A 20931-nucleotide genomic window follows, 5' to 3' on the forward strand; every position below is an offset into this window, starting at 1 on the left:
CAAAACCCCATGCTCATAAGGCATACTACGGTTGAGCCATTCCCGTACTTTGCCCTATGAAACTGGTAGCAACTGAAACCCCTTCGCGCTTGGCCGCCCTGCATTGCTCGGCCTGTGGCACCAAGTACTCCGCCTTCGACCTGCAGCGTACCTCTACTTGCTGCAGCCTGCCCCTGGTGGCCGACTACGACCTGCACGAGCCCCTGAGCCGCGACGTTATCGACCAGGCCGATTCCTCGATGTGGCGCTACGGTGCGCTGCTGCCCCTGCTCCACGACGAAAACAAAGTGACCCTGGGCGAGGGCATGACCCCCATATTAAGCCTGCCGCGCTTGGCCGCGCGCTACGAGCTGTCCTCCCTTCGGCTGAAGGACGAAGGCCAAAATCCCACCGGCTCGTTTAAAGCGCGCGGCCTTAGCATGGCCATCTCCAAAGCCAAAGAGCTCGGCGTCGATGGCTGCATCATCCCCACAGCGGGCAACGCCGGCGTGGCCATGGCCGCTTATTGCGCCCGCGCCGGCCTCAAAGCCGTGGTGGTGATGCCCCGCCACACGCCCCAGGCCTTCAAGGAAGAGTGCTACTGGTACGGCGCCGAGGTGGAACTGGTCGATGGCCTCATCAGCGACTGCGGCGCTCGCGTGCGCCAGCGCAACGCCAACGGCGCCCTGCTCGACATCTCGACCCTGAAAGAGCCCTACCGCCTCGAGGGCAAGAAAACCATGGGCTACGAAATTGCCGAGCAGCTCAACTGGCAGCTGCCCGATGTGCTGCTTTACCCCGCGGGCGGCGGCACGGGCCTCATCGGCATCTGGAAAGCTTTCCAGGAAATGAAGGCTCTTGGCTGGTTGGCGCCGCATCAGGCCCTGCCGCGCATGGTGGCGGTGCAGGCTGAAAATTGCTGCCCTCTGCTCGAAACCTTCGCCGGTCGCCAGCCCAACTGCCACAGCTACCAGGGCAGCCCCACGCTCGCCAACGGCCTGGCCGTGCCGCACCCCTTGGGCGAAGCCATGATGCTGCGCGTGCTGCGCGAGTCGCGCGGCACCGTAGTGAGTGTGAGCGAAGAAGACATGCTAGCCGGCATGCGCGACCTCGGCCAGCAGGAAGGCCTGTTCGTGGCCCCCGAAGGCGCGGCCGTTTGGATGGCGGCCCGCCAGCTGCTGGCCAACGGCTGGCTGCACCGCAACGAAAGCGTGCTGCTCCTGAACACTGGCAGCGGTCAGAAGTACATGGATAACGTAGCCGGCCGCGCCATGCGCTAGTGTAAGCTTGCTGTTAATTCCAATCAATACTTAGCAACGGTAGGCCACTGCTCAGTTTCAGAACGGGGCATGACGTAGCGGGCAGCAATACCTTTGCCCCATGCGCATCCTTCACGTTCTCTCGGCTGAGTTTTTTGCGGGCTCTGTTGCATATGCTGTGCAGCTGGCCGAGGCCCACCGGGCCAAGGGGCACCACGTGTGGCTGCTGTCGGAGTCCGACCAGCTTCCCACCGGGGCCACGCAACTCGTGGCGGCTATCAGCAACCGTCGCTACGGGCAGCGGCTGCGCAACGTCCAGCGCATTCGGCAGGTGGTGCAGGCCGAGCGAATTGACGTGGTACATGCCCACTCCCGGGCGGCCAGTTGGGTTAGTTACGTTGCGCTGCGCGGCCTGAAGGTGCCTTTGGTGAGCACCGTGCACGGCCGCCAGCACTTGCACACGTCCACCTCGCTGTTTGATATCTACGGCGACAAAGTCGTTGCCATTTGCGGCAACCTGCGCGAGCACCTGATAACCGAGGTGAAGATGGCCGCGCCCAAAATTGTGGAAATTCCGAACGGCGTACGCTTCCCGCAAGCTGCCCCCGAGGCTGCCCCAAGCGAGCCACTGCGGCTGGCCTTCATCGGCCGTTTCAATGGGGGGAAAGGCGAGCGGGCCGCGGCCTTGCTTCAGGAGGTGTTTCCAGCGCTGCTTCGCGAGTTCCGGCAGCTTCGGGTGGCCCTCATCGGCGGTGAGCTGGAGCATTTACCTACCGTTGGCAAAGCTGCCCTCGAACGACTACAGGCCGCGTTTGGCGAGCGAGTCGAAGTAATCGGCTTCACCGACGACGTGCCCGGCTGGTTGGCCCGCACGGCCCTGGTAATAGGGGCGGGGCGGGTGGCCATCGAGGCCCTGGGCGCGGGCCGCCCGTTACTGGCGCTGGGCGAGGCCAGCTACGAAGGCCTCGTGACCACTGCCTCCTTCCCAGCTGCGGCCGCTTCCAACTTCGGCGACATTTCGGCACTCCTCGCCTCTTCAGCCGTCGACTTTGGGGCTGTGCTGGCCGAGGCGCGTGCTTTCCTACAGGCCCCGCAGCCTGTAGCCGTAGCCCTGCAGCAGCGGGTGCGGATGCACTATAGCCTAGCTGCGGTAGCCGCGCGCGTGCTGGAGACCTATCAGGCGGCACGCATGCGCAAAGCGGCGCCTGCTTTTATTCCGGTGCTGATGTACCACAAAATCCCCGACGCGCCACTGGCTACCAAGCACCAGATTTATGTCACAAAAGAGAATTTTGAGAAACACTTGGCGTATTTCAAAAAGCAGAAATTATCGCCGATAACCTTTGCCGATTATCTGAAATTTGCCAGCGGCGAATGGCCCTTGGAAAACTTCCCAGCCCGCCCCATCATTCTGACCTTCGACGATGGCTACACCGATAATTACACCAACCTGCTGCCGCTAATGCAGCAATATGGCTACCGCGGCGTAATGTATTTGCTCGGCGATTTCAACATTCGCCACAACAAGTGGGACGTAGAAACTGACCCCGCCGAGCCGCGTTCTGAAATAATGAACCTAGCCCAAAAACAGGCTTTTGTGGCCGCTGGCTGGGAAATCGGGGCACACACCATGTCGCACCCCCGGCTAACTACCTTGCCACTGCCCGACGCAGCCAGCGAAATTCAACGCAGCAAAAACGAGTTGGAGGCCGCGCTGCAAACCGAGATTGTCAGCTTCGCTTACCCGTTTGGCGACCTCAACGATGCAGTAAAAAAGGCCGTGTACGAAGCCGGGTTTGCCCTAGGCGTTTCGACCGACACCGGGGGCATGCACATCGAAGACGACCGCATGCAAGTGTTCCGGATAAATATGTTTCCGAATGAAAGTACCGGCAGCTTATTCAAAAAAACCTCGTCGTGGTACCGGAAATATTATCGGTGGAAGCGGGGCAAATAAGGTGCTGTTCCTGGCCCAGCCATGCCACGTTTTGGTTTTCAGCCCTGACTCAGCTCACGCGATGCCGGGCCAGCACCGCGGCCAACTGGCTTTCGTCCACGTCGGGCAACGACACCTTCTTGAACGGAGCCGTGTGGCCGCTGAGCAGCTCCACGCGGCTTTTGCTGGTGACGAATACCTCCGCCAAGTAGCCCAGCAGCACCGTGTTGGCCTGGCCATCCTGAGGTGGCGCTTTTAAGCGAACGGTTACAGTGCCATCGGCTGCTACCAGCAACTGGTTGGCCCGGGCATTGGGCTTTGCCCGAAGATGGAGAATCATAGTGGTTGCTTTCTTTCTATAAATCTTACTTCCAGGCAATAGGAGAATGGCTGTGGGCGGCCATGGCGAAAGGTGAAAATATCTTTTTGCACGCCAGCCCCAGGAGGCCTTACCCGAGGCGACCCTGCCCAAACGGGCACTGGTCGAGCACTACGCAGCGGCGGCAGGCCGGGCTGCTAAAGTAGCAGCATTTCTGCCCATGAAACATGAGCGCCTCGTGGTGGTCATATACCTGCTGCGCATCCCAGCTGGGTGGGAGCAGGGCTTCTAACAGCTTATGCGCCGGCCCTTCGCCCACTTTGGGACCAATAAGGCCGAGGCGTTGGGCCACCCGGTGGTGGTGGCTGTCGACGGGCATGGCCGGGATGCGCAGCGAGCTGAACAGCAGCGTGGCAGCGCTGGTCTTCGGCCCCACACCGCTGATGCTCTCAAGCCAGGCGCGTGCTTCAGGAATTGGCATCTCCGCCAGAAAGTCAAGTGAGCAGGGGGCATCGGTGCCGCAGCGCTCACTAATCTCCCGCAGCACGGCTTGAATGCGCGGAGCCTTTTGCTCGGGCCAGGTACAGGCCCGCAGGGCGTGCTGCACGGCTTCGGTAGGCGCATCGCGCACTTCTTCCCAGGTTGGAAACGTGGCCCGCAGCTCCTGGTAGGCCCGGTGCGAATCGGCGTTTTTGGTGCGGTGAGAGAGCAGGGCACTCACCAGTTCGCTAAGCGGGTCTTTGGTGCTGAAAAACCGAAACGGCGCTCCGTATTCGGCGCATAGCCGCGCATGAACCAGCAAAGCCTTGGCCTGACGGGCGGCAAAGTCGGCAGTCAGGGCTTCAGCAGAAGTAGTCGCGGCAGTAAGTTTCATTTCCGGCCTACGCAAGTGACCGGGTACGAGGTTGCTTGCAGAGGGGCTGAACAACGCATCCGGAACGCCGCAAATTAGTCCACGGCCGACTAGAGAACTAGGCGGCAGCTTACCTGCCCCCACAACCCCCACAAAAGCAAAGCCCCAATGAAAGAGCCCCGCGCAGGCGGGCCTTTCATTGGGGCAAATGCAGAGAGTAGTTTTTAACGCTGTCCTCTCACCGGGCGCGGGCGCTAGCGGGTGGAGTTGTACAGCGCAATGGCTTGCCGCTGGTTGCTCACTTGCTTGCTCTGCAGCACAATGGGAACGATGAGCACCGGAATGGCCGCGTAAATCAGCGGCGAGATAGCCCGGCCGCTTTCCGTGGGCCGTAGTGTTTGCAGCATGCCCGCTACCAAAAGGCCACCGCCCACTACATAGCTGGCCACTGTGGCCTGGTGGAAGCGCCGTGACTCGGCCAGCAGTTGCTGGGCGCCGGCGTTGTCCCGGGTAGCCAGCATTAGGTTGCGGCTGTTGAGGCTCTGGATGGGGCCGTTGTCCTTGGAAAAGTATTCGGTTTTCACGGTGCGGTATCCGCCGTAGGGATAGCCGCCGAAGCCACCCATGCCATACCCGCCCATGCCCATGCCGCCCATTCCATAGCCGGGGTAGCCAAACCCGCCGGGGCCGGAGTTGTACTGCGCCGAGGTGATGGAATAGAGGCTGATGCGGCCGGTTTTGTCACGCCGCAGGGTGGTCTCGCGCGCGGAGCCCGGCAGCATGGTGCGCACATAGTGGCCGGACTCGTCCTCATAAAAACCAACCTCGTTGAGGTCAAACCGACGCTGCCCGTCCAGCAGCAGGTACGAACGGCCAAACAGCGGGGTCTTCATTTCCACATCGTAGGCATTATACATCATGCCGTTTTTCAGCCCCACCTGAAAGCGGGTGGGCCGGGAGTTATTGCCGGGTAGCTGGCCCGCCGGGGTAGGCGCATACACGGGCTCCGACGACGGGGCCGCCATGGGCGCGGGCAGGGGCGCTGTCACAGTCGCACGCCGGGTGCTGTCGGGTGGCGCTACAGGTACGCTCTCCAGCTGGCGTGGAGCTGGGGCGGTGCGGGTCCGCGAGGGTGGGGGCATGGAGGGGGGCGCGCCCAACTGGCGTGGGCCTTCGTCCTGTGCCCGGGCAACTTGCCCAGTCAGCATCACCATCGCCAGCACCGGAAATAGAAGGGGACTTCTCATAAAAAGAAATGGAAGAAGGACAGTAGGGCTAAGCAAGGTACCAGCACTCGCCAAATATCTCAGGCCCGCTATGCAAAAAGCGTGCAATTGAGCGTCTGTGCTGCTGAGCCGCAAACGAAAGGCAGGGGGGCTTAATTCCGTTTGCGCAGCGCAAGTTTACGCAATGCCCTGCCTAGTACATCCATTCCTGTCCTGTTCCACCTTTCTCACGCCAAGGCCCGGAGTTCTCGCTTAGTGTACTGGCGCCCCTGGCCCGGCAGTATGCGGCTGCTTAGAAGCGGATTGAGTTAGTTGCTTGAGTGCCCCCCAGCAGTGCTTTGGTCACGTTAGGGCTTTGCAACGCACCGTTCCTACGGGCCGAAGCACCGCTGCGGGCTATTCGTTCAGCCACTTCAAGGCGAGTTTCTGCTTACGAAAACAGCCGTTTAGCCAATAGGCATCTTCTGCCCGCAGGCTAGTTCAGCAGCTTTTCCAGCAGGCTCAGGCTGTCAGATAAGTCGCTGCTGGTTTCAAAGTCCAGCGGCTTCATAATGTAGCCGCTCACGCCCAACTCCTCAGCGTTGAGGCGGTCCACATCCATGCCGGAGGTTGTGGTAATGAAAACCGGAATGTCGTGAAAGTCGGGGTGGGCCCGCAGCTCTGTTAGAAACTCAATGCCATTCATCCGGGGCATGTTCAGGTCGAGCAAAATGACTTCTGGCAAAGGACGGAGGGGCTCCGCCCCGTTGCGCCCCAGCAGCAGGTCCAAGGCTTCCTCGCCGTTGAAGGCCGTGAGCAGTTGGTGCGGTACGTTGAATTTTGCGAAGGACTTCTCCGCCGTCATCGTATCAAAAATATCGTCTTCAACTAATAGAACCGAGCGCATAAATTTCAAAATAGAAGGTGTCCCGTACAGGGTTAGTCCCAGAAATAGTAGTTTCAGGTAGGTAGAATCCGTGCCAAAGGCTCTCCCCAGGCCAGGGTTTACTTTGGCCATGTAAAGATAAACGCGGCTCCTTGCCCCGGGGCCGATTCGATGCGAATCTTGCCCTGGTGTTCATTGACTAGTTTTTGCACAATGCTCAAGCCGATGCCCGTGCTCTCGGCCGTGTTGCGGTCGCGCAGGGTCTGAAACAGCAGAAAAACCTTTTGGTGATATTCCGGGGCGATGCCTGGCCCGTCGTCCTGCACCCGAAACTCGTAGCAGCGGCCCGCGTCGGCGCAGGTCACCTCTAGGTGCCCGGCGCCCCTGTGGTGGTACTTTACGGCGTTGCTGAGCAGGTTGGTGAACACCTGCTGCAGGCCCAGGCGGTTGGTGGGGAACACGGGCAGGTTTGGCCCGAGGTGCAAAGTGAAATCGGGCGGCACCACCAGCTCGGCTACTTCGCTCAGCAGTTGGCTCACGTCGACGGTGCTCACCGAGTGGGCCGTGCGCCCCACCCGGGCATAGGCCAGCAAGCCGTTTATCAGGTCTTCGAGGCGGCTGAGGCGCCCTTTCATCTGGGCGAGGTAGGTGCGGAGCTGGGGCGACAGCTCGGCGGATAGTTCCTCCTCAATCCACTTCACGATGGTGGTTACCCCGCGCAGGGGCGCCTTCAAGTCGTGCGACGCCACGTAGGCAAATTGGTCAAGTTCCTGGTTGCGCTTTTCCAGGGCGCTGAAGCTGGACTCCAGGGTTTGGGTCATGCGGTTGAGCGAGATGGCCAGACCGCCCAGGTTGTCGTCGGCCTCGTCGCTAATCTTTACGGTGTAGTCGCCCTGCACCACCTGCTCGGCCAGCGAACGAATTTGGGCAATGCGCCGGCTGATTTGCTGGTTCACCTCAGCCAGCTCGTCTTGCAGGCGGCGGTTGTCGGCCAGCTCTTTTACAATTTTTATTATCAGCCACACCACAATAAGGACCGCCAGCACCGCCGATACCAGCACCACGATGGGGGTGGCTTTTTCAAACACATCCTGCACGGCACTGCGCTGGGCTAATAAGGCCATTTCCTCCTGCTGGATGCGGTCGTACAGCAGTCGGACTTGGCGCAGGGTCTGTCGGTCGGTATCGAGCAGGGTTTGCATGGCGGCCTTGTTCATCGACTTGTTCATGTCGGTGAGCGGGCGCAGAATGCGAAATTCCTGCTCCACCAGCGCCCGCAGCGAGTCTAGGCGAGCCTGCTGGGTGGTGTTGTCAGCTGTTAGCTTGTCGAGGTGCTCCAGGCTGGCGGGCAGCATGCCGCTGGCCAGGCTGAAGGGGCGTAGGTACAGCGTGTCGCCGGTGAGGAGGTAGCCACGCACGCCTGCCTGCGCGTCTTTGAGCACAGCCGTCACGTTGGTCACCTGTTGCATCACCTGGTAGGTGTGCTCCACGCGCTTGGTTTGAATGCTCAACCCCCGGATGCTCCAGAAAGAGGCCGCCGCGGTAAGCAGCAGAATGCCTACCGCCAGCCCCAGGCCCGCGATAATTTTCCCGTCAATTTTTGATTTCATTGGGTACGAAGGTAATGGCCCGCCCTACGCTTGCGCCAGGCCCAGGGTTGGGCTCGGGCGCGCGTATCTTCGCGGCCATGCCATTTGCCCCTGCCGACCGCCTCAGTAGCCCCCAAAACCCACGCATCAAGCAGCTGCTGCGTCTCCAGCAAAAGTCGGCCGAGCGCCGGGCGCTGGGACTCACTCTGGTGGAAGGACTGCGCGAACTCACCATTGCCGTAGAGGCCGGGGTGGCCGTCGTCGCCGTTTATTCCTGCCCCGAGCTGGCGGGTCAAGAGGGCCTGCAGGCGCTCCAAGGTCTGTTTAGTAGCAATGCTGCAGGCCCGGAATGGTTCGAAGTCACCCGGCCAGTGTTTGAAAAGGTAGCCTACCGCGAAGGCTCCGACGGGATTTTAGCCGTGCTGCGCACCCCCGCCCGCACCCTGGCCGACCTGCGCCTCCCGGCCAATCCGCTCGTCATTGTGCTGGAGGCCGTAGAAAAACCCGGCAACCTCGGCGCCGTGCTCCGCACCGCCGATGCCGCCCCCGTCGACGCCGTGCTCATCGGCGACCCGCGTACCGATTTGTTTAACCCCAACGTCATTCGGGCCAGTATTGGCTGCGTTTTCACGGTGCCCACCGTGGCAGCGCCAGTAGCCGAAATCCTGGCGTTTTTGCGCGAAAAAGGCATCCGCAGCTACGCTGCAGCCCTTGCCCCGGAAGCCCGTACTTATACCGAATGCGACTTCCGCCGCCCCACCGCTCTGGTAATGGGCACCGAAGCCGACGGCCTCACGCCTCAAATGCGCGAAGCCTGCGACGAAACCATCATTGTGCCCATGCGTGGCCGCATCGACTCGCTCAACGTGAGCGTAGCCACGGCTGTGCTCACGTTTGAGGCCGTGCGGCAGCGGCAGTAGTATTAGGGTTTAATAAACTACCACCTCAAAGCCCAGTTCCTTCGCCAGGCTGCGCGCTTGCTCCACCTGTTCCTCGGCCACTATTCCCAGCGGGTAGGAGTCGCTGTCGAGTGTAAAAAGCACTAAAGCCAACCCCAGCTTTTCCAAGGCATCCTGCACCGTGTCGAGTTGTTCGGGTCCGGGCTCACGCCGCCCAATCAGGGCAGCGGGCTGTAGTTTCAAGTCGCGGTGCTGCCGCTCCAATACATCGTTCAAGTTTTCGGCAATGGTGGGGGCGGTGTCGTTCCAGTCACTTTCCCAGGCCAAGTCTTCGCTTAGCAGCGCATCGATGAGCGCAATGTCGCGGAGCTCTTGTGGAGGCAAAGGAGCTACAATCCCGCGTTCTTCCAGCTCTTCCTCAAACTTTTCCCGGTAGGCTTCCGGGTCGCGGAGCACCAAGGCAAGCCGTTCGCTCACGCGCTGGGTAGCCGGGCCGTCGTCCAAGGTAAACAGTTTTACAAACGTGGTTATCGAATCCTGTTTCATAGCAACTATAGAATTGGGCAGCTAACACTTCTGCCAAAATTAACCATTAAAAAAGGCGCGACTAATGCCGCGCCTTTTTTACACAATTGCTGTCAGCAAACTATTCCGCCGTCTTGGCGTAGCGCAGACGCTCGTTTTCGTCGAGCAGAATCTTGCGCATGCGCACCGACTTCGGCGTTACTTCCAGGTACTCATCCTTCTGGATGTATTCCATGGCTTCTTCCAGCGAGAACTGACGCTTGGGAACAATCTTGGCGTTGTCATCCGTACCCGAGGCACGCATGTTGGTCAGCTTCTTGCCCTTCTGGATGTTGATGGTCAAGTCGTTCGGGCGGGTGTGCTCGCCGATAACCTGGCCAGCGTACACTTCCTCGCCTGGGTCCACGAAGAACGAGCCGCGGTCCTGCATTTTGTCGATGGTGTAAGCCGTGCCGGGGCCGGTTTCCAGCGAAATCAGCGAACCCGCGATGCGGCCGGGAATTACACCTTTGTGCTCTTCGAAGTCGATGAAGCGGTGGTTCATGATGGCTTCACCACCGGTAGCCGTCAGCACGTTGTTACGCAGTCCGATAAGACCACGCGACGGAATGCGGAATTCCAAGTGCTGCAGGTCGCCTTTGGGCTCCATGATGGTCATTTCGCCCTTGCGCATGCTCACCAGCTCAATCACCTTGCCGGCGGTTTCCTCGGGCACGTCCACCACGAGCAATTCCATCGGCTCAAGGCGCTTGCCGTTGTCGTCTTCCTTGAAAATAACCTGGGGCTGGCCCACTTGCAGCTCGTAGCCCTCGCGACGCATGGTCTCGATGAGTACCGACAAGTGAAGAATGCCGCGGCCGAACACGAGGAAAGTGTCCTCTTTGTCGGTGGCTTCCACACGCAGGGCGAGGTTCTTCTCAGTCTCCTTGAACAGACGGTCACGCAGGTGACGCGAGGTCACGAACTTGCCTTCTTTGCCGAAGAACGGCGAGTTGTTGATGGTGAACAGCATGTTCATCGTCGGCTCGTCGATGCTGATGCGCTCGAGTGCCTCGGGGTTTTCGGCATCGGCCAGCGTGTCACCAATGTCAAAGCCTTCGATGCCCGACACGGCGCAGATTTCACCGCTTTCCACTTGGTCTACCTTCACCCGGCCGAGGCCTTCGAAGATGTGCAACTCGCGGATTTTAACTTTCTTGATGCTGCCATCAGCCTTCATCAGGCTCATGTTGGCACCCTCTTTCAAGGTGCCGCGGTGCACCCGGCCAATGGCGATACGGCCCACGAACGACGAGTAGTCGAGCGAGGTAATCTGCATCTGGGGCGTGCCTTCCAATACCGGAGCCGGAGGAATAGAAGCCACAACGGCGTCGAGCAGCGGAATCAGGTCTTCGGTTTTCTCTTTCCAGTCGGTGCTCATCCAGCCCTGCTTCGAGGAGCCGTACAGCGTCACGAAGTCGAGTTGGTCTTCCGAAGCGCCCAGGTTGAACATCAGGTCGAATACCTGCTCGTGCACCTCGTCGGGACGGCAGTTCTCTTTGTCTACTTTGTTTACCACCACGATAGGCTTCAAGCCCAAGTCGATGGCTTTGCCGAGCACGAAACGGGTCTGCGGCATGGCGCCTTCAAAGGCGTCCACGAGCAGCAGTACGCCGTCGGCCAGCTTCAACACGCGCTCTACCTCGCCGCCGAAATCGGCGTGACCAGGGGTGTCGATGATGTTGATTTTTACGTCTTTGTAGCGAACCGATACGTTCTTGGAAACGATGGTAATGCCGCGCTCCCGCTCCAGGGGGTTGTCGTCGAGGATGAGGTCGTCGAACTGCTGGTGAGCGTCGAAAATCTTAGATGCGTGGATAATTTTATCCACAAGGGTAGTCTTGCCATGGTCAACGTGAGCGATGATGGCAATATTCCGAATGTTCTGGGCCATGTGTTGTGTTTTTGCGGGTGCAAAGGTACGGATAAAAAGGCGCAATGCCTTTGCTTACTCAACTCTTAATCAGCACCCAGCCGAAGCCAGGGCCGCGCCGGCCGTCGCGCGGCCAAGCTTGTCGCCCTAAATCAATTAGCCGGTGCGTAAGGTTCCCGGTGGTTTCTCGTCTGATAAGAAGACCGAACCGCAGGCCTGCCTCGTATGTTGGACACTTGTACCTCAACCCGTCCCTGCACATGCGTTTTCCCCTCTTGTTAGTAGTAATTTCCACGCTCACGCTGAATTCGGCTTGCTCGCAAAAGCGCGACATGGCAGCAAATAATGCCGCTCCGGCCCGCACTGTAGCCGGCAAAACCTATTTCCAGCCCCAGGTCGTGACCGGCAAGCCCGACGAGTTTCCCGTGCGCAAAACCGAAGCCGAATGGAAGAAAGCCCTAACCCCCGACCAGTATTTTATTCTGCGCGAAAAAGGCACCGAGCGGCCTTTCACCGGCAAATACCACGATAACCACGCCGCCGGCAGCTACTACTGTGCCGCCGATGGCAACCTGCTTTTTTATTCCGACACCAAGTTTGAGTCGGGCACAGGCTGGCCCAGTTTCTTTGCCCCAGCTACCGCTAACAGCGTCAAAGTGGCGTCGGACGACACCTTTGGCATGAGCCGCGATGAAATTGTGTGCGCCAAGTGTGGCGGGCACCTCGGTCACGTCTTCAACGACGGCCCCAAGCCCACCGGCCAACGTTACTGCATGGATGGCAATGCGTTGGTATTCGAGAAGAAAAAATAGAAAAGCTGGTGATTTTCTAAGAAAATTCACAAATATCGGCCCTCTGGCAATCCATGTCAGGGGGCTTTCCGTTTATGCCTGATAGGCTTTGAAATGGCCTTCTATTAAGTATCTCAATAGCTCTAGAGAATTTGAGCAAGAAAAGTATTTATTGAAAGTATTTCATTTCAATTGCATCAATTTATGAATACTGTTTCAGACCCCATCGAATTTCTACAGCAGGAGGTGGCACAATGCCGCCACCTGTTGCTCAATAATAATCTCTATTACCGCCTTCAGACCCTGTCTGACTTGCGGCAATTTATGGAGCACCACGTGTTTGCCGTTTGGGACTTTATGTCGCTGCTCAAGGCTTTGCAGCGCGAACTGACCTGCGTGCGGGTTCCGTGGGTGCCAACGCCCAATCCGGCCACGCGGCGCTTGGTCAACGAGATAGTGCTCGAAGAAGAATCCGATGTCGACCCAGAAGGGAATCCAATCAGTCACTTCGAGCTTTATCTGAGGGCCATGAAGGAATGCGGCGCCGATACGGAGCCCATTGAGCGGCTGATTGCCGCCCTGCAAGCTGGCCATACCCTGACACAGGCCCTGGATGCCGCCCGTGTCCCCGATTCGGTGCGTCAGTTTGTCGAAACCACATTTGCCATCATTCGTTCGGGGCAGCCGCACGCTGTGGCGGCTGCCTTCACCTTTGGCCGCGAAGACCTGATTCCGGCCATGTTTCGTCAACTGGTAGGAGAGCTGCGCGACCGGTTTCCCGGCCAGCTAGATACGTTTACTTATTACCTCGACCGGCACATTCAGCTCGACGAGGAGGTGCACGCGCCCTTGGCCCAGCAAATGGTGCGGGAATTGTGTGCCGACGACCCCGACCGCTGGATTGATTGCCAGCAAGTGACGGTGCAATGCCTGGAAGCCCGAATGGTTCTCTGGGACGGCATTAGAACCGACCAACCCCAGCATGTCTTGGCTTAGCGGAGGCCCGTGGCGCGAACCACATGGCGCTTACCCGCGTTTGAAGAAAAGCAGCTTGTTCTAGCAGCTTTTCTTCCTTACTCGTCATGATACGTTCTCGCTTTTCCCCCAGCTCTGTGGCGCTGGCTATTGGCCTGCTGCTGTCTGGCTGCACCACTTCAGAGCAATCGGGCGAAAGGGCGACTCCCGCGGCTGCGTCCAGCAGAGTAGGTGCCCCCGCCCCGAGCGATGTGCCCACCGAAGTGCGTACCGACGCCGACCGCCGGGCCATTTACAACAGCAGCGGTACCAATTCTTCGGTGCCCGATGCCACCCTCAATCGGGTGAGGCTAGGCAACCAAGCTTCCGATATCAATCGGCAAAAGCGCATCGAAAACCTCAATACTGACCTACCGAATAATACCCCGCCCGCAGTTCGGATCGAAAGGCTCAGCTACGACCCGCCGGTAGAAGCCCCCGTTCGTCGCCCGTAGCAGAGCCGGCTTCTTGGCTCAGAAGCCGTCCGCAAGCCTGTGAAAAATCTAAACGGGTATTCAAGTAAAAGCCCGCCCTCGAGTGAACGGGGGCGGGCTTTTATTTGGGTAATGCTTATGCGAAAGCTTAGACGCTTACTTCGCCGGTGCTAGGGCTGTCGGCCGAGTTCATGACGTCGGTTGCTTCGGGCGCTGGGGCAGCCTGTACCCGGGGCTTAGGGCCGCGGCGGGCACCGGTAGCGGGTGTGCCAGGCTTCGGGCCACGCCGTGCAGCCGGGGCCGCGCCTCCATCAGCGGTGGCCGTGGGCTTGCGGCCACGGCGGGCACCTGTGGTGGCAGTGCCGGGCTTGCGGCCGCGGGTGGTAGGGGCCGGTGCATCATCGGCGTCGTCGGAGTCAGCCCCGGTGGCGCGGGACTTGCGGGGAGTGCCGTCTTTGTTCAGCGTTAGGCCTTTCTTGCGGCCGCGGGTAGAAGCTGCAGCGTCTGCCCCATTTTCGCTGCTCTCCGTTGTATTCTCGGTGCTGGCCGCGCTGCCCGCTACCGAGTCGTAATGACGGACGATGGTTTGCAGGGCTTGCTCAAACATACGCTCCGTGTCGCCGTCGAGGCGGCGCGTAGCCTCTTTCACCACTTCCTTCAACTTCGCTTTCGTTTCTTTGCGGATGCGAGTCACCACTTCGTTCATGCGGTTGTTTAGCTCCTTTTGTAGTTGCTTCGCAGCCGTTTTAAGCGTCTTCTTTTGGCTAGCCTTATTATCGGCGCGGTCATCGTTGAGAACGGCTGCAGCGCGACCAGCTTTTTTGGCTGATTTACGAGCTGACTTTTCTTCCGGCGTGCGTTTCGCGCGTTTTTCCGACTGTTTTTGAGAAGCAGGTTTTTTCATTTGAGAAAATGGTTGAGGGAGAGGATAAGGCGGAATAATATTGCCTTTTGCGCAGCCCAATTAATTAAGCACGGTCAAATATAAAATGAATTAAGTATCAAACGGTTTGCTCTGTTTTTTTGTTGATTAATTTCTGTCTTTTTTCTGTCGTTTCTTTGCGTCGAACCGTAACATTATTGACTTCTTGTAAAGAAACAAGGTAGTGTCTACGGCTTTTTCTTCTTGTAAATTATGTCGCATTTTCCTAAGCGTTACACTGTTACCGCTGCTTTGCCTTACGCTAATGGCCCCGTACATATTGGCCATTTGGCGGGAGTTTATTTGCCTGCTGATATTTATGTTCGTTACCTGCGTTCTGCGGGGCGTGATGTAAAATTTATTTGTGGTTCAGATGAACACGGCGTACCAATTACTATTCGGGCCCAAAAAGAGGGCGTAACGCCGCAGCAGGTAGTTGATAAATACCACGCGCTTATTCGTGATTCTTTTCACGATTTTAACGTCTCGTTTGATGTGTATTCCCGCACATCGTCTGCTACCCACGCTGAGGTTTCCAGCGAATTTTTTACAAAGCTTAATAACGCCGGGCAATTCATAGAGCAAACCACGCAACAATACTTCGACGAGCAAGCCCAGCAATTTCTCGCCGACCGCTACATCGTAGGCACCTGCCCAAATTGCGGCAATGAAAATGCCTACGGCGACCAATGCGAGCGTTGCGGCACGTCCCTTAGCCCCACAGAATTAATAAACCCGCGTAGCATGCTCAGCGGTGCGCAGCCTATTTTACGCGATACCAAGCACTGGTTTTTGCCCCTCGACCAATACGAGCCCTGGCTGCGCGAATGGATAATTGAAGGCCACAAAAACGATTGGAAAACCAACGTGTATGGCCAGTGCAAATCGTGGATAGACCAGGGCCTGCACCCGCGTGCGGTCACGCGTGACCTCGATTGGGGCGTGCCCGTGCCCGTGGCCGGCGCCGAAGGTAAAGTGCTTTACGTCTGGTTTGATGCGCCCATTGGTTATATCTCCGCTACAAAAGAAGCTTTCCCCGATGAATGGGAGTTGTACTGGAAAGACGCCGATTCCAAATTGGTGCATTTTATTGGCAAAGACAACATCGTATTTCACTGCATTATTTTTCCAGTAATGCTGAAAGCGCACGGCGAATTTGTGCTGCCAGATAATGTGCCCGCCAATGAGTTTTTAAACCTGGAAGGCGATAAAATCAGCACCTCGCGCAACTGGGCCGTGTGGCTGCACGAATACCTCGCCGAATTTCCCGGCCAAGCCGATGTGCTACGCTACGTGCTGTGCGCCAACGCGCCCGAAACCAAGGATAATGACTTTACCTGGAAGGATTTCCAGGCGCGCAACAACAATGAATTAGTTGCCACGCTCGGTAATTTTGTAAACCGCGCCGCCGTGCTCACGCACAAATTCTTTGAAGGCAAAGTGCCGGCCTTAGGCGAAGTAACAACCATTGACCAAGACGCTTTTACCCAGCTAGCAGAATTTCCGGCCAAAATCGGAGAGTTAATTGAGAATTACCGCTTTCGCGATGCGTTGGCGGAAGTGCTGAATTTGGCGCGGTTGGGTAATAAATACCTAGCCGAGACCCAGCCCTGGCACCTTATCAAAACCGACGTGGCCCGCACCGGCACCGTGTTGCACGTAGCGCTGCAAATAGCCGCCGCGCTCGCGCCCGTACTGGAGCCTTTCCTGCCCGAGTCGGCGCAAAAGCTGGCCACCATGCTCAATTTGGATTTAGGCAATTGGGCCAGTGCCGGCCGGGCCGATGCGCTTCCCGAGGGCCACGAGTTGCGCGAAGCTGCCTTGCTTTTCGCCAAAATTGAAGACGCTACCGTGGAAGCACAAGTACAAAAGCTTCTCGACACCAAAAAGGAAAATCAGCTCGCCAGCACACCCGTAACGCCTGCCAAAGCCGACGTATCATTCGACGAATTTGGGCAGATGGATTTGCGCATCGGCACTATTGTAGCAGCTGAGAAAGTGGCAAAAACCAAAAAGCTCCTGAAGCTGACCATTGACCTGGGCCTCGAGCATCGCACTATTGTGAGCGGTATTGCTGAGCATTTTATTCCCGAGGCACTAATTGGGCAGCAGGTGCAGGTACTGCTTAATCTTGCCCCTCGCGAAATCAAAGGCATTCAAAGCCAAGGCATGTTGCTGATGGCGGAAAACGCGGATGGGAGCTTGGCGCTAATGCAGCCCAGCACAACTGTACGCAACGGCAGCGGCGTTGTCTAAACATGAACAGTTGCATAAAAAAAAGCCCAGCCGCACAATGCGGCCGGGCTTTTTTTTATGCAACTGTTCATGAGTAATTACTTCACGTTTACCACGTTCATCGCCCGTTCCAATCCCATCGCACCAAATGCTAAAACCGCATCTGCTGCTTTTTCAATTCGGGTTGGCAACTCAATTAATTCATTTGCGGAAAACGGATTTAGTACATAATCTACCTGCCGGCCTTTTGGGAAATTAGCATCCACGCCAAACCGCAGGCGGGCATACACATCAGTTCCCAGCGTGGCTTGAATGTCCTTTAAGCCATTATGCCCGCCGGCCGAGCCCTGGCCTTTTAGCCGCAGCTTGCCGAAGGGCAGAGCCAGGTCGTCGGTAACCACAATCATGTTTTCCACGGGGATTTTCAGCGTGGCCAGCCAGTGGGCGGCAGCTTTGCCACTCAGATTCATGTAGGTGGTGGGCTTCACCAGCGAATACGTGTGGCCTTTGCTTTTAATCTCTGTCACAAACGCGTGGCGGCTTATTTCGAAACGCGGCGCATCGAATTTAGCAGCCAAGAAATCCGCCACCATGAAGCCAATGTTGTGGCGGGTATCGGCGTATTCGGGGCCAATGTTGCCCAGGCAAAGAACCAGAAACTTCATACTATCAAAAAGAAATGTCGGGCGGATGCCCGAAGCAATTTGGGGTAACTAAAAAGCCGCCCCAAAATTGGAGCGGCTTTTTGGTATTTGCCTGAATTAGTCTCGGAATGCGAGAATGATTCGACCAAGTACTAATTACTTGTTGGCAGCCAGTTCGCCTTTCAGCGCACGTGGGATGGTGATGGTGGCGATAGGGGCCTCCTTGCTGGTCAGGATGGTGTAGCCCTTGGGCTCCACGGCACCTACCTTGATGGATTTACCGAGCTCCATGGTGCCGATGTTCACTTCCACGTAGTCGGGGAGGTTGTCCATGGTAGCGCGCACGCGCACTTTGCGCAGCTTGCTCACCAGTTTGCCGCCAGCCAATACGCCGGGCGATACGCCTACGTATTTAACGGGGATGTCCATCTTAACCTCTTTGCCGGCTTCCAACTCGAGGAAGTCAACGTGGAGGAGCATTTCATTTACGGGGTGAAACTGGGCGTCCTGTACAATGGCCTTGTACAAAGTGCCTTCCACGTTCAGGTCCACAATGTGTGCCTCAGGCGTGTACAACAACTCGCGGAACAGGATAGCGGGCACAGAGAAGTGCACGGTGTCCTTGCCGCCATACAACACGCACGGTACCTGGGCGTCTAGGCGCAATGCCTTGGCCTCAGTTTTACCGAGATTCGCTCTTTTAAACCCTACAATCTCGAGGCTTTTCATAAAGAAGTGGTTTGGGAATGATGTTTCCGTCTTGGCAACCCTTGCCAAAACGGGCCGCAAAGGTACGTAGCCTTGCCTGGAATAACAATCGTCAGGCTAACAATCAGTTGTTGACGGGCAGGCTTTGCAACTGTTCGGCAATCAGGAACTGCTCTTGCTGGCGGCGCTGCAGCTGGCGCAGGTATGCCCGGGCCGCCCGGTTGTTGCAGGAGTATGCCGATTTCTTGGCCCAGGCAATGGCCTCGTTCAGGTCGCCATCGAATTCGCTGGCCACGGCCATGTTGTAGAACGCGCGGCCGGCAATTTTGGGGTGCCGGCTAGTGGCGGCCTGCTGCCACAACGCCGTGGCACCGGCCCAGTCTTCCGACGTAGCCCGGATGGCCGCCTGCCGCATAGCCGCGTCCTTTTTGGCCCGGGTAAAATACTCGCGGCTCAGGGTAAAGTAGGAGGGAGCAATGCGGCGGGCATACTTATCGCCCGCCAGCCTAGCCACCTGCCGAATGCAGATATCTGGAGCCGGCAGGTGTCGCAAGGCCTGCTGATAAGTATCGCCCTCGCCCGAAAACGCTAGGTGGTCTTCCAACTTGGCTTGGTCGATGATAAATCCCTTGGCGCCGCCGTAGGTGCGGAAGCCGGATACAACTTTCATCACCATGTCAACGTGCACAAAAGGCACTTTGCGCTCTAAGTTGTCTTTGTCTTTTACCACCCGCACCCCATCATTGCGCTTGAGCTCCATGTCCGAATCGAAGGCTTCGAGCACTACCAGACCATCGACGCCTGTTTGGCGGCACAGGTTCTGCACGTAGTACGGCGGCAGCGGCTCTAGGAAAAACTCGCGGCTGCGGCCTTGCAGCTGCAACTGCGCCTGCGTCACCTTGAAGCGGGGGCTGTTTTCGGCTAGGGCTTGGCCCAGCACCATCACGCTCTCTTGTGCTCCAGCATTATCTACTCCAATGCCTTCGCCCGTGAAGGCTCCTTCGAGCACATCGAAAAATTTATCGCGGCCCGAAGCTGGCACAATGCGGTTGGCGGTAGCGATGCGCTGCAGCTCATCGGGCATGCGCACGGCGGCCGGGGCCAGGGCCTGCATGTGGATGGTGGAGGTGCAAGCGGAAAGGAAAACTGCCGCCACAATACCAGCGAAGCGTAGAAAGGGCTTCATAACTTTTTGCAGAGGTTAAAAGGTTCAAAACGCATAAGAAAATGCGTGCCAAACTTTTTTCATATTTGCAAAAGGTTATTCTATTTACTACTTTATTGCCTGTCCAGTTGAAGCACCTTTTAAACAAAATCGTCTGTCATGCTGAGCTTGCGAAGCATCTTATCACGTGAGAATAATTAGCTCATGCGTAGTAAGATGCTTCGCAAGCTCAGCATGACAGACGATTTTGGGCAATGCAACTAAGCCTACACAAACAGCGAGCTGATGCTCTCGTGCGTTACCACGTTGCGGATAGCCTGGGCAAAGAGCGGCGCCAGCGAAATCACGCGGACTTTCTCATTTTCCTGGCGCTGGGGGATGGTGTCGGTCGTAATCAATTCGGTAAGGCAGGAAGCGCGGATGCGGTCGTGAGCCGGGCCGCTCAGCAGCGGGTGGGTTACCACGGCGCGCACCGATAGGGCACCCCGCTCCATTACCAACTCAGCAGCTTTGCAAATAGTACCAGCGGTGTCTATCATGTCATCCACGAACACTACGTTCATGCCCTTCACATCGCCGATTACTTGCATGGAGGCGATTTCGTTGGCCCGCACGCGCATCTTATCGCAGACCACAATCTCGGCCCCAAACTTTTTGGCGAAGGCGCGGGTGCGCACTACGCCGCCCACGTCGGGCGAAGCGAAAATCAGGTTCTCCAGGTTGAGCGACCTGATGTAGGGGGCCAGCACGGTGGCGCCGTCGAGGTGGTCAACGGGAATGTCGAAGAAGCCCTGAATCTGACCAGCGTGCAGGTCGCAGGTCATCAGGCGGTCGGTGCCCACGCTTTGGATGATGTTGGCCACCACCTTGGCCCCGATGCTAACGCGGGGCTTGTCTTTGCGGTCCTGGCGGGCATAGCCCATGTACGGCATCACAATGACCACCTTGTGAGCTGAAGCCCGCTTGGCGGCATCCACCATCAGCATCAGTTCCATGAGGTGCTCGGCGGGGGGGAAGGTGCTTTGCACCAGAAATACCTCGCAGCCGCGCACACTTTCGTCGAAGCTTGGACCCATTTCATTGTCGGCGAAGCGCTGAAGAGTTAAGTCGCCGAGCGTGGTTCCGTAAGCGGCTGCAATGCTTTCGGCGAGGGCACCGGAGGCGCTACCAGCGAATATTTTTACCTGTTTCATTGGGGAAGGTGCTGAATAATGAGTTGATGCGGTGGAAGCTTGGTACGGCCAGGGCAAGCAAACTAGTTAAGTGGAAAAAGCGAAAGGCGCTGACCACTCCGAAAGTTTGGAGAAGCCAGCGCCTTGCGTTTACTAGAGCTTTGTCGTTGTCCGACCAGGGCTCGAACCTGGACTTTCTTGAATCAAAATCAAGCGTGTTGCCAGTTACACCATCGGACAATTTCCCAGCCGGCTACGTGCCGTTTGGGAGTGCAAATGTACTACCGGAAAAATTCGAGGCAAGTATTTATCGAAAAATTTTTGCGAGAAAATTGTGGCAGCAGGGAAAATAAACCGGCTAAATCATCTTTTCTTGCTGACTTTCACGGCGTAATGTGGCTCAGCGCCGTTGAAAGCCAAGCGACCGGACTTCTAGCCAATAGGTTGGAAAAGCCGCGCTTCTGCCGTAATTTTGCGGCCTGAA

The 20931-nt window shown here is 57.5% G+C and carries 19 protein-coding genes and 1 tRNA gene; 7 read left to right on the forward strand and 13 right to left on the reverse strand.

The features are described 5' to 3' along the window. Positions 1-56 precede the first annotated feature (56 nt). Complete coding sequence (locus ACP7AJ_RS13030) at positions 57-1259, forward strand: threonine synthase (RefSeq protein WP_426060647.1); 1203 nt, start codon at positions 57-59, stop codon at positions 1257-1259. 100 nt (positions 1260-1359) lie between these two features. After that, the gene (locus ACP7AJ_RS13035) at positions 1360-3195 is read left to right on the forward strand and encodes a polysaccharide deacetylase family protein (RefSeq protein ID WP_426060648.1); all 1836 of its coding nucleotides are present in this window, start codon (positions 1360-1362) and stop codon (positions 3193-3195) included. A gap of 49 nt (positions 3196-3244) precedes the next feature. Here ACP7AJ_RS13035 and ACP7AJ_RS13040 read toward each other — a convergent pair whose 3' ends face one another. From ACP7AJ_RS13040 to ACP7AJ_RS13060, 5 genes are all read right to left on the reverse strand, one after another. Continuing rightward, complete coding sequence (locus tag ACP7AJ_RS13040) at positions 3245-3514, reverse strand: DUF167 domain-containing protein (RefSeq protein ID WP_426060649.1); 270 nt, start codon at positions 3512-3514, stop codon at positions 3245-3247. 109 nt (positions 3515-3623) lie between these two features. Then, complete coding sequence (locus tag ACP7AJ_RS13045) at positions 3624-4367, reverse strand: endonuclease III domain-containing protein (RefSeq protein WP_426060650.1); 744 nt, start codon at positions 4365-4367, stop codon at positions 3624-3626. 233 nt (positions 4368-4600) lie between these two features. Next, on the reverse strand, positions 4601-5593 hold the full coding sequence (locus tag ACP7AJ_RS13050; RefSeq protein ID WP_426060651.1) for a hypothetical protein: 993 nt from the start codon (positions 5591-5593) through the stop codon (positions 4601-4603). 454 nt (positions 5594-6047) lie between these two features. Continuing rightward, positions 6048-6458 carry a response regulator gene (locus tag ACP7AJ_RS13055; protein ID WP_426060652.1) on the reverse strand — a complete coding sequence of 137 codons (411 nt, stop codon included), beginning with the start codon at positions 6456-6458 and terminating at the stop codon, positions 6048-6050. Between the two features lie 98 nt (positions 6459-6556). Beyond that, entirely contained in the window at positions 6557-8047 is a 1491-nt protein-coding gene (locus ACP7AJ_RS13060; RefSeq protein WP_426060653.1) for a sensor histidine kinase, read from the reverse strand. 77 nt (positions 8048-8124) lie between these two features. Between ACP7AJ_RS13060 and ACP7AJ_RS13065 the strand changes: the two genes are divergently transcribed. Continuing rightward, positions 8125-8946: a TrmH family RNA methyltransferase gene (locus tag ACP7AJ_RS13065; RefSeq protein ID WP_426060654.1), complete on the forward strand. Its 822-nt coding sequence runs from the start codon at positions 8125-8127 to the stop codon at positions 8944-8946. A 9-nt stretch (positions 8947-8955) separates the two neighbouring features. Here ACP7AJ_RS13065 and ACP7AJ_RS13070 read toward each other — a convergent pair whose 3' ends face one another. After that, complete coding sequence (locus ACP7AJ_RS13070) at positions 8956-9471, reverse strand: DUF6630 family protein (protein WP_426060655.1); 516 nt, start codon at positions 9469-9471, stop codon at positions 8956-8958. 100 nt (positions 9472-9571) lie between these two features. Further along, entirely contained in the window at positions 9572-11383 is a 1812-nt protein-coding gene (gene typA / locus ACP7AJ_RS13075; protein WP_426060656.1) for a translational GTPase TypA, read from the reverse strand. Between the two features lie 239 nt (positions 11384-11622). Here typA and msrB point away from each other — a divergent pair, with 239 nt between their 5' ends. The 3 genes from msrB (at position 11623) to ACP7AJ_RS13090 (ending at position 13622) form a co-directional block, all read left to right on the forward strand. Further along, on the forward strand, positions 11623-12174 hold the full coding sequence (gene msrB, locus ACP7AJ_RS13080) for a peptide-methionine (R)-S-oxide reductase MsrB (RefSeq protein WP_426060657.1): 552 nt from the start codon (positions 11623-11625) through the stop codon (positions 12172-12174). A 183-nt stretch (positions 12175-12357) separates the two neighbouring features. Then, positions 12358-13149, forward strand: a complete 792-nt coding sequence (locus tag ACP7AJ_RS13085; RefSeq protein WP_426060658.1) for a DUF3050 domain-containing protein — start codon at positions 12358-12360, stop codon at positions 13147-13149. Positions 13150-13235: 86 nt separating this feature from the next. Further along, complete coding sequence (locus ACP7AJ_RS13090) at positions 13236-13622, forward strand: hypothetical protein (RefSeq protein WP_426060659.1); 387 nt, start codon at positions 13236-13238, stop codon at positions 13620-13622. 127 nt (positions 13623-13749) lie between these two features. Here ACP7AJ_RS13090 and ACP7AJ_RS13095 read toward each other — a convergent pair whose 3' ends face one another. Next, positions 13750-14505, reverse strand: coding sequence for a hypothetical protein (locus ACP7AJ_RS13095; RefSeq protein WP_426060660.1), 756 nt, complete (start codon positions 14503-14505; stop codon positions 13750-13752). A gap of 231 nt (positions 14506-14736) precedes the next feature. On the opposite strand from ACP7AJ_RS13095, the gene metG reads away from it, so the two are divergent. Next, positions 14737-16779 (forward strand): methionine--tRNA ligase, encoded by a 2043-nt coding sequence (metG, locus tag ACP7AJ_RS13100; protein WP_426060661.1) that lies wholly within the window; start codon positions 14737-14739, stop codon positions 16777-16779. 77 nt (positions 16780-16856) lie between these two features. Here metG and pth read toward each other — a convergent pair whose 3' ends face one another. The 5 genes from pth to ACP7AJ_RS13125 all read right to left on the reverse strand — a co-directional run bounded on the left by pth (position 16857) and on the right by ACP7AJ_RS13125 (position 20687). Next, positions 16857-17423 carry an aminoacyl-tRNA hydrolase gene (gene pth, locus ACP7AJ_RS13105; RefSeq protein ID WP_426060662.1) on the reverse strand — a complete coding sequence of 189 codons (567 nt, stop codon included), beginning with the start codon at positions 17421-17423 and terminating at the stop codon, positions 16857-16859. A gap of 135 nt (positions 17424-17558) precedes the next feature. Further along, entirely contained in the window at positions 17559-18131 is a 573-nt protein-coding gene (locus ACP7AJ_RS13110; protein ID WP_426060663.1) for a 50S ribosomal protein L25/general stress protein Ctc, read from the reverse strand. A gap of 103 nt (positions 18132-18234) precedes the next feature. After that, on the reverse strand, positions 18235-19296 hold the full coding sequence (locus ACP7AJ_RS13115; RefSeq protein WP_426060664.1) for a DUF6340 family protein: 1062 nt from the start codon (positions 19294-19296) through the stop codon (positions 18235-18237). Between the two features lie 245 nt (positions 19297-19541). After that, a complete protein-coding gene (locus ACP7AJ_RS13120; RefSeq protein ID WP_426060665.1) occupies positions 19542-20468 on the reverse strand; it encodes a ribose-phosphate pyrophosphokinase in 927 nt (308 codons plus the stop codon). Between the two features lie 146 nt (positions 20469-20614). Next, positions 20615-20687 (reverse strand) — tRNA-Gln (locus ACP7AJ_RS13125). Positions 20688-20931 lie beyond the last annotated feature (244 nt).

The sequence above is a fragment of the Hymenobacter sp. B1770 genome, from assembly GCF_049896385.1.
Classification (GTDB): domain Bacteria; phylum Bacteroidota; class Bacteroidia; order Cytophagales; family Hymenobacteraceae; genus Hymenobacter.